The organism is Streptomyces sp. AN091965 (assembly GCF_022698285.1).
In the GTDB taxonomy this organism is placed as follows: Bacteria; Actinomycetota; Actinomycetes; order Streptomycetales; family Streptomycetaceae; genus Streptomyces.
This window is the reverse complement of sequence record NZ_JALDMY010000001.1, coordinates 3,720,632-3,735,812: the sequence shown is the minus strand read 5'-3', so window position 1 is coordinate 3,735,812 and position 15,181 is coordinate 3,720,632. Positions and strand designations below refer to the sequence as shown.

The following is a 15,181-nucleotide window of genomic DNA, read 5'->3' as shown; positions in this document are numbered from 1 at the left end:
TCGCCGCCCGGCGGCTCAGCCGACGTTGTAGTTCCGCCTGAAGAGGTTCGCCGGGTCGTACGTGGCCTTCAGTCCGGCGAGCCTCTTCCGCGTGTCCGCGTCGTACACGCCCTCCGGGCGGTCGCCGCCCGCCAGCGCGAAGTTCACCGACCGGCCGACGGCGTGCGGGGCCAGCGGGGCGAAAGCCCGCGCGTACAGCTCCCGCAGCGCCTCGCGGTCCGTGCCCTCCAGGGGCGACAGGATCCGCACCGCCCAGGCCGCGCTCCGGTGCGGCACGGCGTTGTCGTGGTGGACGGGCCGGGCGAGCGCGCCGCCCAGGTGGTTGAGCTGGACGACGTGCATGTGGTCCGCGGCGGGCCCGGTGAGCGCGAGCAGCCGCTCCGCGCCCGGCAGGTCGAGCTCGGTGAGCATCAGGTTGTCGCCGTAGTAGGAGTGCGGGAAGTCCGGGTCGTTGTGGATCGTGTGGCTCTCCGTGTACGGCAGCTCGCGCAGGCTGTCCGAGACGGTCGGCCCGAGCGCGCGCAGCGGCGCCACGAGCCGCTCCCCGTCCTCGGCCGGGCCGGTGCAGGCGATGCGCACCGTCACCAGATAGCGGCCCCGCAGGTGCGGCGGGAGCTGGTCCATGTCCGGGTAGACCAGGGCGGCGACCGACGAGGTGAGCGCGTCGGGCACGGTCTTGGCCCAGGCGGCGTAGCCGCGCAGGACGGCCGCCGGGTCGACCTCGCGGCCGTCGAAGGCGAGGGCCCCGCCGTACAGGCGCGCCACCGGCACCAGGCCGATCTCCAGAGCGGTCACCACGCCCAGGTTCGCGCCGCCGCCGAGCAGGCCCCAGAACAGCTCGGGTTCGCTCGCCGCCGTCACGTGCCGCAGCGTGCCGTCCGCCGTCACGACGTCCACCGAGCGCACGTGGTCGGCCGCGTAGCCGAACTCCCGCGCCAGGATGCCGATCCCGCCGCCCAGGGTGTACGAGACGACGCCCACGCCCGGCGCCGAGCCGTTCAGCGGGGCCAGGCCGTGCTCCGCCGCGGCCGCCACCACCTGGGACCAGCGCGCCCCGGCCCCGACCCGCGCGGTGCGCGCCCCGGCGTCGACGGCCACGGCGTCCATGCGGCGCGTGCTGATCAGGACGCCGCCCCGCGCGGCGTCCGGCAGGCCGTGCCCGGTGGCCTGGACGCCCACGGGCAGGCCCGCGTCGGCCGCGTACCGCACGGCGGCCACGACGTCCTCGGGGTCCGACGCGGCGAAGACCACGTCCGGCCGCTGGGCGAAGCCGGTCTGGAAGCCCGCGACCTCGTCCTCGTACCCCTCCTGACCGGGGCGGAAGGTGAGTCGCTTGGCGGTGGGGTCGCTGAGTTCCACGGGGTGCCTCCGTCGTGCGTGGTGTGCGCGGCGATCGCGCTGACGGAGGTCACCCCGCCGCCGTGAACCGATGAGCAGTACCGACTACTACGAGTACTACGAGTACTACGAGGAGACCCGCTCCCGGGGCGCCACCTTCTCGCGGACCAGGGCGATGCCGAGGACCAGGGCGCCGACGAGCAGCGAGAGCACCATCTGCTTGCGCCCGGCGTCGTCGTACAGCATGTAGACGATCACGAACGAGATCATGCCGATGGTGACCCAGGTCAGATACGGGAACAGCCACATCTTCACGACGAGCTTCTCCGGCTGCTCGCGCAGGATGATGCCGCGCATCTTCAGCTGCGTGAAGCAGATGACGAGCCACACGAACAGGGCGACCGCGCCCGACGAGTTCAGCAGGAAGTCGAAGACGGTCTCGGGCCACTGGTAGTTGAACCACACGGCGGCGAAGCCGAAGACGACCGAGCCGAGGATCGCGGTGCGCGGCACGCCCGATGCGGTGGTGCGGGCGAACGCCTTCGGGGCGTCGCCGCGCTCGCCGAGCGAGAAGGCCATGCGCGAGGCCGTGTACAGGCCGGAGTTGAGGCAGGAGAGCACGGCCGTCAGGACGATCACGTTCATGACCTGGCCGGCGTGCGGGATGCCGATCGAGTTCAGCGCGGCGACGTAGGAGCCGTCCTTGACGATCGACTTGTCGTTCCACGGCAGGAGCGTGATGACCACGAAGATCGAGCCGAGGTAGAAGACGCCGATGCGCCAGATGACGCTGTTCGTGGCCTTGGTGACGGCGCGCTGCGGGTCCTCCGACTCACCGGCGGCCAGCGTGACGATCTCCGAGCCCATGAAGGAGAAGACCACCATCAGGACGCCGGTGAGGATCGCGCCCGCGCCGTTGGGCATGAAGCCACCCGCGTCGGTGAGGTGCTTGAAGCCGTCCCCCGGGTTGTCCGAGCCGGGCAGGACGCCGAACACGGCGAGCAGGCCGATGAGGACGAAGCCGCCGATCGCCACGACCTTGATGCCCGCGAACCAGAACTCGAACTCGCCGTAGGAGCCGACCGAGACGAGGTTGGTGGCGGTGAGCACCACCATGACGATGAGCGCCCAGCCCCACTGCGGGACCGCGGGCACCCACTCGTTGAGGATCACGGCACCGGCGGTCGCCTCGACGGCGAGCACCACGACCCAGAAGAACCAGTACAGCCAGCCGATGGTGAAGCCCGCCCAGCGCCCGAGGGCCTGGTCGGCGTAGGCCGAGAAGGAACCGGAGGACGGCCGCGCCGCGGCCATCTCGCCGAGCATCCGCATCACGAGCACGACCATGGTGCCCACGAGCGCGTACGACACCAGGATCGCGGGGCCCGCGGCCTTGATGCCCGAGGCGGACCCGACGAAGAGACCCGCACCGATCACGCCACCGATGGCGATCATCGACAGATGGCGGTTCTTGAGACCGGCCTTGAGGCCGTCACCGTCGCCGTTCCCGCTCCCCGGCTGGGATTTCACAGGCCCGCCGGGGGTGCTGTCTTCCTTCGCAAGGGACGGTTGCGAGGTCATAGGCAGATCCTTTGGTTCACGGGCAAGAGCTTCCGCATTAAAAGCTCATGGGCGTACGGGACGAAAGACCCGTCTCCGGATCGTTGTATTCAGCGGAATGCAGAGTGAACGATCGGTCACTGACGATGACCGGACACCGGATTGGCCTGAACCAATCGGCGCCCGCAGAGCGCCCGACGAGCCGCCGGAGCGCCGCCGGGGAACTGCCGAAGAGCGGCCGAAGACCCGACCCACGACGGCTTCCCGCCGCCGCGCATGCCACACTCGGACCCATGCGCGTGTACCTCGGCTCCGATCATGCCGGTTACGAACTCAAGAACCACCTCGTCGAATGGCTCAAGGCCCACGGCCACGAGCCCGTCGACTGCGGGCCCCACATCTACGACGCCCAGGACGACTACCCGCCCTTCTGCCTCCGCGCCGCGGAGAAGACGGCCGCGGACCCCGACTCCCTCGGCATCGTCATCGGCGGCTCCGGCAACGGCGAGCAGATCGCCGCGAACAAGGTGAAGGGCGTGCGGGCGGCTCTCGCCTGGAGCGAGCAGACGGCGGCGCTCGGGCGCGAGCACAACGACGCGAACGTGATCTCCATCGGCGGGCGCATGCACACCGAGGCCGAGGCGACCAAGTTCGTCGAGATCTTCCTCGCCACGCCGTACTCCGGTGAGGAGCGGCACACCCGCCGCATCAAGATGCTGGCGCGCTACGAGACCTCGGGGGAGCTCCCCCCGATCCCGCCCCACCACCCGCAGGCCTGACCTCTCGCGAGGCGCCCCAGACCCGCCCCTTCCCGATTCCCGGGGGCTCCGCCCCCAGGCCCCCGCTCCTCGAACGCCGGAGGGGCTGGATCCTCCAGCGCGGTCAGGGGCGCCATCCGCGAGGCCCCCGAGAGGCCCCCGACAGGAGGCGACACCGTGCCGGAAGGGCACACCATCCACCGGCTCGCGGCCGATCACCGGAGCCGGTTCCAGGGGCACCCCGTGCACGCCACCAGCCCCCAGGGCAAGTTCTCCGACGGCGCGGCCCTCGTGCACGGCCAGCCCCTGGACACCGCGGAAGCGCACGGCAAGCACCTCTTCCTCGGCTTCGCCGCGTCCGGCTGGGTCCACATCCACCTGGGCCTGTTCGGCAAGTACACCTTCGGCGACGCCCCCGCCCCGCCGCCCACGGACACCGTCCGCCTGCGCCTGGCGAACGCCACCCACTACAGCGACCTCCGCGGCCCCACCACCTGCGCGCTGATCACCGACGGCGAGAAGCAGGAGATACACGCCCGCCTCGGCCCGGACCCGCTGCGCCCGCAGGGCGGCGAGAACGACCCGGACAGGGCCTGGCGCCGCGTCTCCCGCAGCCGCACCACCATCGCCGCCCTCCTCATGGACCAGAAGGTCATCGCGGGCGTCGGCAACGTCTACCGGGCCGAGGTCCTCTTCCGCCACGGCATCGACCCGTACACGCCCGGCAAGGACCTCACGCACCGCCAGTGGACCGCGATCTGGGCGGACCTGGTGGACCTGATGCGCGAGGGCGTGCGCAACAACCGCATCGACACCGTGCGGCCCGAGCACACCCCCGAGGCCATGGGCCGCCCGCCGCGCGTGGACGACCACGGCGGCGAGGTGTACGTGTACCGCAGAGCCAGGATGGCCTGCCACATCTGTGGCGGCGAGATCCGCACCGCCGATCTCGCCGCCCGCAATCTGTTCTGGTGCCCCGGGTGCCAGCGAAGGGCGAGTCCGGGCACGCGGCGTGCCGGATCGAGCCCGTCCGGCGCTTGAGGACGCGCGCGCGGCGCGAGGACCCGCGCGAAGCCCCCGGCTAGAACCCGTGCGGCAGCCAGGGCGCGACCTCCGACCCGAAGGCCAGGCTCGCCTCCGCCAGGGCCCCGGGGCGCAGCTCCCGCACCCGGCCCGCCCGGGCGAGCTCCGCCAGGGACACGCCGCCCAGGTACGCCGAGCCCACCTCGCGCACCGACAGGGCGAGGTCGGCGGGCGCGTCGTCGTCGGCGCGCTTGCAGGAGGCGCCCTTGGGGTCGCCCGTCAGCCGCCAGCGCCCCTCGTTCCAGGGGCAGAAGGCGTCGGTGACGTCCAGGACCACGTCCACCGGCGCCCGGTACGTGCGCGCCTCCAGGGCCGCGCCGACCTCCACCGGACGCACGTGCAGCGAGTCGCGCATCACGAGTCCGCAGCGCCGCACGTCCGAGACGAGGTGCAGCAGCGGGTCGTCCACCGGCACGTTGAGCGACTCGACCCGGGAGGTCAGGTCGATGTCGCAGAGGAAGCGCCACAGCGCGGCGTGCGCCGCCGGGTCCAGCGCCTCCACGGCGCGCACCCGGACCACGCCCTTCGGGCCCTGGACCTCCCACCCGGACGTGACCGCGAAGTACGCGTACCCGACGACCTCACCGCCGCGCTCCGCGAGCACGCACTGCAACGGCGAGGCGCCGTCGCGGTCCCGCTCCGGGTCCAGGAGCGGAAGCCGCTCCCAGCCCGGCTGCCGCGCCAGCATCCCGGGGCGGCCGGGCACCACGCGCGCGTACACGGCCTCACAGGCCGCCGCGGCCTCGGCGGGCACGGCGTACCGGAGCCGCACCTCGTCCGTGCCCGCGGGCACGGTCAGGCGCACCCGCGCCGTGTCGATCGACACGTTGAACAACCACGTCGCCGCGCCGTACCCGAACCGGCCGTAGATCGCGGGCTCGGACGCCGTCAGGACCGCGAGGGCCTCCCCGCGCTCCCGCAGGTCGTCGAGCTGCCGCCGCATCATCGAGGTGAGCAGCCCGCGGCGGCGGTGCGTGGCCGCCACGCTCACCATCGTGACGCCCGCCGCGTCCACCAGGGCCCCGCCGGGCACCGTCATGCGGAAGCTGAAGGCCCCGGCCGTACCGACGCACTCCTCGCCGTCCCAGAGGCCGAGGGAGCGGTCGTACTCCGTGAGGTCGTCCCACAGCTCGCGCTCCTCCGGCGCCTCGTGGAGCCCGCCGAAGGCCCGCTCCAGCGTTCCGTACCAGCGGTCCCAATCTCTCTGGCTCAACTCCCGCAAGTCTGCTGTCATATGCCATGCCTACCAGGGCTCCTGGGACGCGGCGAGATGTTTTCCGCGTACCGGAACGCGCGTGTGGACGCTGGGAGCGGAGATACGGGCGAGGTGCCCCTGAAGGGGGACAAGAGGTACCTCCCGTGCGAAGCGCCTGGCCCGGTGGATAGGGTCCACGAGCAATGGCGGTACGACGAAACAAGCGCGAGCGGCGCGCACCGCGTGAGCGGCGCGCCGCAGCCGAGACGTTCCCGGCCCGGATGAAGAAGCGGCTCCACCGGGCCCGCATAGGGCTGCGCAAATCCGGAGTGGACTACTTCCGGGGCGACGGCTCGGACTGGGTGGCGCTCGCCGCGCTGCTCCTGACCGTGCCGGTGATCACCGTGTGCACGATCGTCAACCCGGTGTGGTTCTCGCCCTCCGTCCTCGTCCTGCCGATCGTCGCGGGCGGGCTGCTGCTCAGGCCCTCCAGCCTCCTCGGCCTGTACGCGGCGTCCGCGGCCGCCCTCATCGTGGAGTCCGCCCGGCTCGGGCCCTACACCGAGGGCCCGGCCCGGGTCACCCCCGGCACCGTCCTGACCGTCGCCGCGTGCGGCTTCTTCGGGCTGCTCATCGCCCAGTTCCGCAGCCGGGTCGGCGTGCCCTGGCGCGGCGGCGGAACGATGCTGTTCGACCTGCGCGAGCGCATCCGCGTGCAGAGCAAGCTGCCGAAGCTGCCGCGCGGCTGGCACCGCGAGATGGCGCTGCGCCCGGCGGGCGGCCAGTCCTTCTCCGGCGACTTCGTCGTCGCCGCCCGCACCAACGGCGGCCGCACCCTGGAGGTCGTCCTCACGGACGTCTCCGGCAAGGGCATGGACGCGGGGTCGCGTGCGCTGCTCCTGTCCGGCGCGTTCGGCGGCCTGCTCGGGTCGCTCCCGCCGCACGCCTTCCTGCCCGCCGCCAACGGCTATCTGCTCCGCCAGGACTGGGACGAGGGCTTCGCCACGTCCATCCACCTCGTCCTCGACCTGGAGACCGGCGACTACGAACTCCTCTCCGCCGGACACCTCCCCGCGCTCCAGCTGAGCGCGGGCACGGGCCGCTGGGAGGAGAAGGCCGGGGAGGGCCCCCTCCTCGGGGTGTACGACGGCGCCCAGTTCGACCCCGTCAAGGGCTCCCTGCGCCCCGGTGACGTCCTCATGCTGTTCACCGACGGCATCGTCGAGACCGCCGACCGCGACATCGGCGAGGGCATCGACCGCCTCACCGGCGAGGCCGACCGCTACGTCGCCGGAGGCTTCCACGGAGCCGCCTGGCACCTCATCGAGGCCGTGGCCAAGGACGTCAACGACGACAGGGCCCTCCTCCTGCTCTGCCGAGACGCCTGACCTGGCCCCTGGGGCGCACCCGCGAGGGCCCCCGCCCAGGTGCCACCCCGGGGCAGGTGGGGGAAACCCCACCCCCTATTCGCCGGTGCACCTCATGGCCCGGGCAGGGCCGGAATCCGTACGTTCGATGCATCAAGCACGCACAGGACGACGGAAGGGCTGGGCAAGCCATGGGGCTGCGCAAGAAGAGGCAGCGGGGCGAGCGGACCACGACCCCCGCCCCCGCGGAGAGGGCACCGTACGGCGCCCCGTCCGACCGGGCGGTGGAGCTGCGCGGCGTCCGCCGCCAGTACGGCCGCGGCGACCGGGCCGTGCACGCCCTGCGCGGCATCGACCTCGCCCTGCCCCGCGGCAGCTTCACCGCCGTGATGGGCCCCTCCGGCTCCGGCAAGTCCACGTTCCTGCAGTGCGCGGCGGGCCTGGACCGCCCCACGGCCGGCACGGTCCACCTCGGCGGCACCGAGATCACCGGCATGAGCGAGAACAAGCTGACGGCCCTGCGCCGCACCCGCCTGGGCTTCGTGTTCCAGGCCTTCAACCTGCTGCCCTCGCTCACCGTCGAGCAGAACGTCCTGCTGCCGATGCGCCTCGCGGGCCACCGCCCCGACCACCGCAAGGCCGCCGACGTCCTGGCCCGCGTGGGCCTCGGCGACAAGGGCAGGCGCCGCCCGGGCCAGCTCTCCGGCGGTCAGCAGCAGCGCGTCGCGATCGCCCGCGCCCTGGTGACCGAGCCGGACGTGGTGTTCGCCGACGAGCCGACGGGCGCCCTGGACACCACCACGGCCGCGGAGGTCCTCGGCCTGCTGCGCTCGGCCGTCGACGGCATGGGCGCCACCGTGGTCATGGTCACCCACGACCCGGCCGCCGCCGCGTACGCGGACCACACGCTGTTCCTCGCCGACGGCGAGATCGTGGACCGCCTGCAGGGCGCGTCGGCCACGCGGATCGCGGACCGGATGCGCGCCCTGACGGTGCCCGCGGCCACGCCCGCGCCCCCGTACGCGGGAGTGGCGGCGGCATGAGCTTCGTCCCGAACGGCCTGGCCCGCGCGGCCGTCCGTTTCAAGCCCGCCGCGTTCGTGGGCACGTTCGTCGCGCTGATGATGGCGTCCCTGATCGTGTCGGCCTGCGGCATCCTCCTGGAGACGGGCCTGCGCGCCTCCGTGCCGCCCACCCGCTACGCGGACGCGCCCGTCGTGGCCGCCGCCGACCAGCGCGTCCACTTCGGCAGCGGCGACAGCGCCTCCACCACGCCGGTCCCGGACCGGGCCCGCCTCGACGGCTCCCTGGTCGCGAAGGCCGCGGCGGTGCCCGGGGCGCGCACGGCCGTCGCGGACGTCACCTTCCCCGTCGCGCTCCCGGCGAAGGGCGGCGACAAGGCCCTGACCGCGCACGGCTGGGGAGCCACCGCCTTCACCGGCGAGAAGCTCACGGCGGGCCGCGCGCCCGCCGCGGGCGAGGCCGTCCTGGCCCACGCCGGCGCCCGCGTCGGCGACCGCGTGACGCTGACCACGGCTGAGGGCCCGCGCGACGTCCGGGTCTCCGGCACGGTCTCCGGCGCCACCGAGCCCACCGTCTGGTTCGGCGACGCCGAGGCGCTCCGCCTCTCCGGGCACCCGGGCCGCGTCGACGCGATCGCGGTCCTGCCCAAGGACGGCGTCACCGAGGCGACCCTGAAGGCCCAGGTCGCCAAGGCCCTGGACGGCAAGGCGAAGGTCTACACGGGCGAGGACCGCGGCGGCGTCGAGGACCCCTCGCTCGTCGGCGCCGAGGAGCTGCTCACCGGCCTCGGCGGCTCCTTCGGCGGCATCGCCGCGGTGGTCGCCGTCTTCACCGCGGCGGGCACCGTCGCGCTCTCCGTCGGCCAGCGGGCCCGCGAGTTCGCCCTGCTGCGCGCCATCGGCACGACCCCGCGCCAGGTGCGCCGCACCATCGCCACCGAGACGCTGCTCGTCGCGCCGCTCGCGGGCGCCCTCGGCTGCCTGCCCGGCATCGCCCTGGCGAGCTGGTGGTTCGGGCAGCTCAAGGACCGCGGCGCCGTGCCGGACGCGGTGGACCTCGCCGTCTCCTGGATCCCGCTCGTCACGGCGGCGGGCACGGCCGTCCTCACCGCCCTGCTCGCCGGGTACGCGGCCGCGCGCCGCCCCTCCCGCATCAAGCCGGGCCAGGCCCTCAGCGAGGCCTCGGTGGAGCGGCTGCGGCCCGGCTGGATCCGTACGCCGCTCGGCATCGCCGCGACCGTCGGCGGCATCGTCCTGTCCCGGGTCGCCGCCACCTCGACCGGCGACGACGCGGCGAACGCGGCCCTCGGCGTCGTCATGCTGTTCATGCTGGCGGTGGCGCTGCTCGGCCCGCTGGTGGCGCGCGGCTGCGCGGCCCTCTTCGGCCTGCCGCTGCGCGGCGCGGGCGCCTCCGCGTCCCTCGCGGCAGCCAACTCCCGTACGAACGCCCGCAGGCTGGCCTCCGCCATCACCCCGATCGTCCTCGCCATGGCGTTCGCCTCCACGCTCGTCTTCATGCACACCAGCGAGGACAAGGTGACGGCGGACCAGCAGCGGGACGGTATCACCGCCGACCACATCGTCACGTCCGGCGCGGGCTTCGGCCCCGGCGCCGTGCGCGAGGCGGCCGAGGCCCCCGAAGTGACCTCGGCGGTCGGCCTGTTGAAGACGTCCGTGCTCATCCCCATGGGCTCCGGCGGCGACCGCTGGCTGCAGTCCGCGAGTACTCAGGGCGTCACCGGCTCCGCCGCGGCCCTCGCCGAGGTGCAGGACCTGAACGTGAAGACCGGCGAACTGACCCTCCGCGAGGGCGAGATCGGCCTCGACGCGAACCTCGCGACCTCCGCGCACCTGAAGACCGGCGACCGCGTCGAGCTGCGCCTGCCCGACGGCACGAAGATCCGGCCGAAGCTCGCGGCGACCTACGAGCGGGGCCTCGGCCTCTCCCAGGTCACGCTGCCCGCGGCCGCGGTGCGCCAGCACGTCACGGCCGCGCTCGACACGGAGATCTGGACGAAGGGCGGCACGGCGGCCGGGCTGAAGTCCCTCGGCACGGTCAGCGACCGGGACGGCTACACCACCGCCCAGTCCCTCGACCGGAAGCTCAACGCCTGGGCCAACACCGTCATGGCGGCCGTCCTCGGCGGCTTCGCGGCCGTCGCCGCCGTCAACACGCTGGTGATGACGGTCCTCGACCGGCGCCGCGAGCTCGGCATGCTGCGTCTGATCGGCTCGACCCGCGGCCAGGTGATGCGGATGGTCCGCTGGGAGGCGCTGCTCGTGACCTGCGCGGGCGTGATCATCGGTACGGCCATCGCGCTCGCCACGCTGGTACCGATGGTGCGCGGCCTCACCGGGGAGTCCCCGTACGTCCCGCCGCTGCTCTACGCGTCCTTCGCGGGCTCGGCGATCGTCCTGGGCCTCCTGGCGACGACCCTCCCGGCCCGCGCGGCACTGCGGACGTCCGCCTGACCGAAGGACGGGCACAGCCCCAGGCTCCGAGCAACCGTTGGCCTGGGGCTGTGCGTTCGGGGGGGGGCTAGCGGGCGGACGCTCCCGCCCGTTCCCGCGCGACCTCGGTCGCATCGCGGCGGAACGCCCACTCCATCCGGGGCTCCATGGCGAAGCGGAACACCCGCAGCACCACCGGCGTGCACAGCGCCGTGACCACCGCCGCGGCCACGACCGAGACGAACACCTCGCCCAGCGGCCGGTGCAGCCACGGGTAGTCCTCGAACCAGCCCCAGAACCGGGAGCCCTTCGCGAGGAACCCGTGCAGCAGATACCCGTACAGGGTCCCCGCGCCCAGGACGGTGAACCACATCCTCCGCCGCGGCACCCACGCGAAGAAGCACGCGGTGAGCACCACGGAGCAGCCGAAGAGCGCCAGCGTCATCACGACGCCGATCCACCACGGCACGCCCAACTCCTGGGCGCTGTCGCGCCGGTAGAACCACACCGACGTCATCCGCGGCGCCGCCCAGTAGGCGAGCGCGACCGCGCAGGCGAAGACGGGAACCGACAGGATCCGGACCTCGCGCCGCCGCACCAGCTGGAAGTGCTCGGGCTTCAGGAACAGGCCGAGGACGAAGAACGGCATGAACTGCAGGACCCGTTGGAGGTCCAGGTCGTCGCCGATGTCGGGGGAGATGACGGCGAGCAGGGCCACGCCCAGGGAGAGCGGCACCGGCCGGCGCACGACCTTCCACAGCGGGACCGTCAGACGCCACACGAACAGGGCGATCAGGAACCAGGTCAGATACCAGGGGTCCAGCAGGCTGATCGGCTGCGTCGGATCGTCGTCCGCCCACCGTTTGAAGAAGGTGTAGGCGACCTCGAAGACGACGTACGGCACGGCGACACCCGTCACCAGGCGCTTGAGCCGGTCGGGCCGCATGTCGAAACTGCGGGAGAAATAGCCGGAGATCAGGATGAAGGCCGGCATGTGAAACGTGTACACGGTCATGTACAGCGCCTCGGCGGTGCGGCTGTGGTCGGTCAGTGGCTCCCACGCGTGGGCCATCGCGACGAGCACGATCGCCAGGTACTTGGCGTTGTCGAAGAACGCGTCGCGCTGCTTGGCGGGGCGTCCGGCGGGGCCGGTGGCGGAGCGCGGGGCGGGAGCGGCGGGGCGGGGGGAGTGGTGGGGGGAAGCGGATCCGGGGGAGTGCGGGGCCGTCTCCTGTACGGGGGGCAGCGGTGCCCGGTGCCGGCCGTGCGGCTGCACGGAGTTCGTCACAGGCCCTCCCACCAAGAGCTCGGTGAGACGATCCGGGACCGCACTGCGCTTACGGGGGTCATGGCAGCGTGGAACATCTGGGGCACCCTAGCGCCGCCCCGCTGTTCCCGTAAAACTCTCGGCTCATTCATTCGTGCAATGCCTCGCCAATACGCTCGTAACGACGTCGACAACCCCGGCCGGTCCGTCTGTCCGCCGCTCGGCCGGGTTCGCGCAATTAGGCCCCGGGTACCCGGGGCGAAAGACCGAAAACTCACTGATCGCTGTCCGATACGTCACCACTCGTACCGCTTAAATCGTGCATAACGCCTGCGGGCGACTCTGGTGAAATGTCCCGGTTGATCGGTCCGTGATGGGTTATGGGAACCCGTGCGATGTGTTCTCTGCCACCATTCGAATTCCCGGTGAACTGCCGGTGCGGGAGCCGGTGCGCGGGGCCGCCGGGCGATGGCTGGCCATGGAAACGATCACGTCGAATTCGCCCTCCAGTGGAACCGTCGAATTGCCGTACGGATGCGGGTGGCGGCCGTGCGGCGCGCGCCCCGCGGCCCTCCGCGGCACGGGCGGGACGGGTGCGTCACTGGTCAACGTGTGGCCGACGATGTGTCACCGGCCGCATAGGGCGCTCGTGTTGGTGGCACGATGGTTCCTGGCGGGGGTGTGCGGGGCCGTACCCCCCGGGCGGGAGAGCGACCGACCTAGGGTGTGATGAGTGTGGCCATTTCGCTGTCAGTGGTACTGCTGTTGGCGATCGTCCTCGTCTTGATGATTCGTCAAGGGAACATCAAGGTATGGCCCGCCATCGTCGCGGCGACTTTCGGCTTCACCCTCGCCTCGACGGGAATGGCGGACGACATCCAGGAGCTTCTCAACTCCTTGGCGGAGACCATCGGTGACATAGATTTCTGACGGCTGAAGGTCGCCCGCGGCGACACTGGGGGGTCTGAGAGCGGTGGCGCTGCGGGAAACGGACCCCGAGGCCGTCGGCGGCTATCCGGTCGAGGACCGCCTCGGCTCGGGCGGGATGGGCGTCGTCTATCTCGCGCGCTCCGCGTCCGGGCGGCGCCTCGCGGTCAAGGTCGTGCACGCCCAGTACGCCGACGATCCGGAATTCCGCACCCGGTTCCGCCGCGAGGTCGAGGCCGCGCGGCAGGTCAGCGGCGCCTTCACCGCCCCCGTCGTGGACGCCGACGCGGACGCGCCGAGCCCGTGGATGGCCACGCTCTACATCCCGGGCGAGAACCTGGGCGAGTACGTGCGCCGCCACGGTCCGCTGCCCGCGGAGCGCCTCCCGGAGCTCGCGGCGGGCCTCGCCGAGGCGCTGCGCGACATCCACCGCGTGGGTGTCGTCCACCGCGATCTGAAACCGGCCAACGTGATGCTGGCCGACGACGGCCCCCGCGTCATCGACTTCGGCGTCTCCCGCGCCGCCGAAGCCCTCGCCGGGGACCCCCTCACCCAGACCGGCCGCGTCATGGGCACCCCGCCCTACATGTCCCCGGAGCAGCTCACCTCGCCCCGCGACGTGGGCCCCGCGTCCGACGTCTTCTCCCTCGGCTCCGTCCTGGTCCACGCCGCCACCGGGCGGGGCCCCTTCGACGACGTCTCCCCGTACGAGACGGCGACCCGCGTCGTCGAGGGCGACGCCCGCCTCGACGCCGTACCCCCCGACCTGCGCGCCCTGGTCACCCTCTGCCTGGCCAAACACCCCAAGGAGCGCCCGACCCCGGACGAACTCCTGTCCCTGCTGCGGGGCGAGCCCGTGCCGCCGCGCCCCGCACCGCCCGCCGAGGCCGCGCCCGCGCCGCGCCCGCGCCGCCGCCGCAGGCTGCTGATCACCGGGGCGGTGGGCGGGGTGCTCGCCGCCGCGCTGACCCTGGGCGCGGTCCAGTGGCTCAAGCCGGACGACGCCGTGTCCCGGGCCCTGCCGCCCGGCTGGCGGGCGTGGCAGGCGCAGGACACCCGTACCGATGACGGGAGCAACAGCCCGTTCAGCCGCTGTGTCGTCGCCCGCGGCGGGCTGGTGTGCGCGGGCGGCGGCGCGAAGGCGGCGCGGTTCTCCCTCGCCACCGGCAAGCTCGCCTGGGGCGCGCCCGCCGTGGGTGCGGGCGGCCTGGCCGACCAGGGCACCGTCTTCGGCGCCTCGGGCGACCGTGATCGTGTGTACGTATACAGGGACAAGTCGGCCGGGGGAGACAGCGCCCCTGAGCCCGTCTACGAGCTCCAAGCCATCGACAGCCGGACCGGTGACGTGCTGTGGCGCCGGGCGTACCTGGAGGGCCTGGACGTCCAGTCGCCGCCCAACTCCGAGCTGGAGCTCGGCGACGTGGCGGTCGTGAAGGGCGGCCTCCTCGCCCGCTACGGCGCCAAGGCGGACCGGTACGCGCTGCTCGCCGACCGCGCGAAGGGGAAGCCCCGCTGGCAGCGCCCCCTGCCCGTCCCGGACAGCTGCGGCGTCAACGCCGCCGGCGGCCACGGCTATCTGATCTGCCTCTCCGAGAAGGAGACCCGCCTCTCGCGCCTGGACCCGGACACGGGCAAGCCGAGCTGGACGGCGCGGCTCCCCGGGGCGCTGCTGTTCCTCGGGCAGGCGGACGGGCGCCTGGTCTTCGCGGAGAACATCCAGGAGGCGACGCACCGCACGGTGGTCACGGTCGACGTGGCCTCCGGCGGGCACGCCGTCCGCTCCGTGCCCCTCTCCCACCGCCAGCCCGGGGCGTCGAACATCACCCTCAGCGACGGCACCGTCTACTACACGCTGTGGAACGGCCGCGTCAGCGCCGTCGACCCCCGCTCGGGCCGTCAGCTGTGGAGCGGCGACTCCGAGGTGGAGAACCCGGGCCCGCCCCTCGCGGGGGAACACCACGTCTTCCTGGCGTCCCCCAGCGGCCGCCTCGGCGCCCTGGAGCGGAGTACGGGCAAGGTGGACTGGTCGCGCCCCGCGCGCAGCACCGACGTGCTGTCCTCCTCGGACAGCCCCGGAGCCCCCCTGACCCTCGTCGGCGACGCCCTCTACGTCCCCTACGGCATCCGCTCCGTGTACAGCCTCGACATCCGCAACCCGTGACCCCTGCGCACGGGCGCGGGCGCGTGGGCGTGGGCGTGGGCGTGAAAAAGCCT

At 72.9% G+C, this 15,181-nt stretch carries 11 protein-coding genes; 7 read left to right on the top strand and 4 right to left on the bottom strand.

Going from position 1 to position 15,181, the window contains the following annotated elements; genetic code table 11:
* Positions 1–15: 15 nt before the first annotated feature.
* Positions 16–1,359 (bottom strand): FAD-binding oxidoreductase, encoded by a 1,344-nt coding sequence (locus MQV74_RS15575; RefSeq protein WP_242718092.1) that lies wholly within the window; start codon positions 1,357–1,359, stop codon positions 16–18.
* A gap of 105 nt (positions 1,360–1,464) precedes the next feature.
* Complete coding sequence (locus MQV74_RS15570) at positions 1,465–2,919, bottom strand: amino acid permease (RefSeq protein ID WP_242718090.1); 1,455 nt, start codon at positions 2,917–2,919, stop codon at positions 1,465–1,467.
* Positions 2,920–3,191: 272 nt separating this feature from the next.
* Between MQV74_RS15570 and MQV74_RS15565 the strand changes: the two genes are divergently transcribed.
* Entirely contained in the window at positions 3,192–3,677 is a 486-nt protein-coding gene (locus tag MQV74_RS15565; RefSeq protein WP_242718088.1) for a ribose-5-phosphate isomerase, read from the top strand.
* Positions 3,678–3,833: 156 nt separating this feature from the next.
* The gene (locus MQV74_RS15560) at positions 3,834–4,697 is read left to right on the top strand and encodes an Fpg/Nei family DNA glycosylase (protein ID WP_242718086.1); all 864 of its coding nucleotides are present in this window, start codon (positions 3,834–3,836) and stop codon (positions 4,695–4,697) included.
* A gap of 40 nt (positions 4,698–4,737) precedes the next feature.
* Here MQV74_RS15560 and MQV74_RS15555 read toward each other — a convergent pair whose 3' ends face one another.
* Positions 4,738–5,973, bottom strand: coding sequence for a GNAT family N-acetyltransferase (locus tag MQV74_RS15555; protein WP_242718085.1), 1,236 nt, complete (start codon positions 5,971–5,973; stop codon positions 4,738–4,740).
* 164 nt (positions 5,974–6,137) lie between these two features.
* Between MQV74_RS15555 and MQV74_RS15550 the strand changes: the two genes are divergently transcribed.
* The 3 genes from MQV74_RS15550 (at position 6,138) to MQV74_RS15540 (ending at position 10,794) form a co-directional block, all read left to right on the top strand.
* Positions 6,138–7,322 (top strand): PP2C family protein-serine/threonine phosphatase, encoded by a 1,185-nt coding sequence (locus MQV74_RS15550; RefSeq protein ID WP_138959732.1) that lies wholly within the window; start codon positions 6,138–6,140, stop codon positions 7,320–7,322.
* Between the two features lie 170 nt (positions 7,323–7,492).
* Positions 7,493–8,344 (top strand): ABC transporter ATP-binding protein, encoded by an 852-nt coding sequence (locus MQV74_RS15545; RefSeq protein ID WP_242718083.1) that lies wholly within the window; start codon positions 7,493–7,495, stop codon positions 8,342–8,344.
* Positions 8,341–10,794, top strand: a complete 2,454-nt coding sequence (locus tag MQV74_RS15540; protein ID WP_242718081.1) for an ABC transporter permease — start codon at positions 8,341–8,343, stop codon at positions 10,792–10,794. Before MQV74_RS15545 ends, MQV74_RS15540 begins: the two co-directional genes overlap by 4 nt.
* 67 nt (positions 10,795–10,861) lie before the next feature.
* On the opposite strand, the gene MQV74_RS15535 is transcribed toward MQV74_RS15540, so the two are convergent.
* A complete protein-coding gene (locus MQV74_RS15535) occupies positions 10,862–12,061 on the bottom strand; it encodes an acyltransferase family protein (protein WP_242718079.1) in 1,200 nt (399 codons plus the stop codon).
* A gap of 714 nt (positions 12,062–12,775) precedes the next feature.
* Between MQV74_RS15535 and MQV74_RS15530 the strand changes: the two genes are divergently transcribed.
* Positions 12,776–12,970, top strand: a complete 195-nt coding sequence (locus MQV74_RS15530; protein ID WP_242718077.1) for a hypothetical protein — start codon at positions 12,776–12,778, stop codon at positions 12,968–12,970.
* Between the two features lie 43 nt (positions 12,971–13,013).
* Positions 13,014–15,128 (top strand): protein kinase domain-containing protein, encoded by a 2,115-nt coding sequence (locus MQV74_RS15525; RefSeq protein ID WP_242718075.1) that lies wholly within the window; start codon positions 13,014–13,016, stop codon positions 15,126–15,128.
* Positions 15,129–15,181: the final 53 nt, after the last annotated feature.

Coding starts and splice junctions, on each gene's coding strand:
- MQV74_RS15570 (WP_242718090.1), bottom strand. CDS start 2,919: ATGACCTCGCAACCGTCCCTTGCGAAGGAAGACAGCACCCCCGGCGGG.
- MQV74_RS15565 (WP_242718088.1), top strand. CDS start 3,192: ATGCGCGTGTACCTCGGCTCCGATCATGCCGGTTACGAACTCAAGAAC.
- MQV74_RS15555 (WP_242718085.1), bottom strand. CDS start 5,973: ATGACAGCAGACTTGCGGGAGTTGAGCCAGAGAGATTGGGACCGCTGG.
- MQV74_RS15550 (WP_138959732.1), top strand. CDS start 6,138: ATGGCGGTACGACGAAACAAGCGCGAGCGGCGCGCACCGCGTGAGCGG.
- MQV74_RS15545 (WP_242718083.1), top strand. CDS start 7,493: ATGGGGCTGCGCAAGAAGAGGCAGCGGGGCGAGCGGACCACGACCCCC.
- MQV74_RS15540 (WP_242718081.1), top strand. CDS start 8,341: ATGAGCTTCGTCCCGAACGGCCTGGCCCGCGCGGCCGTCCGTTTCAAG.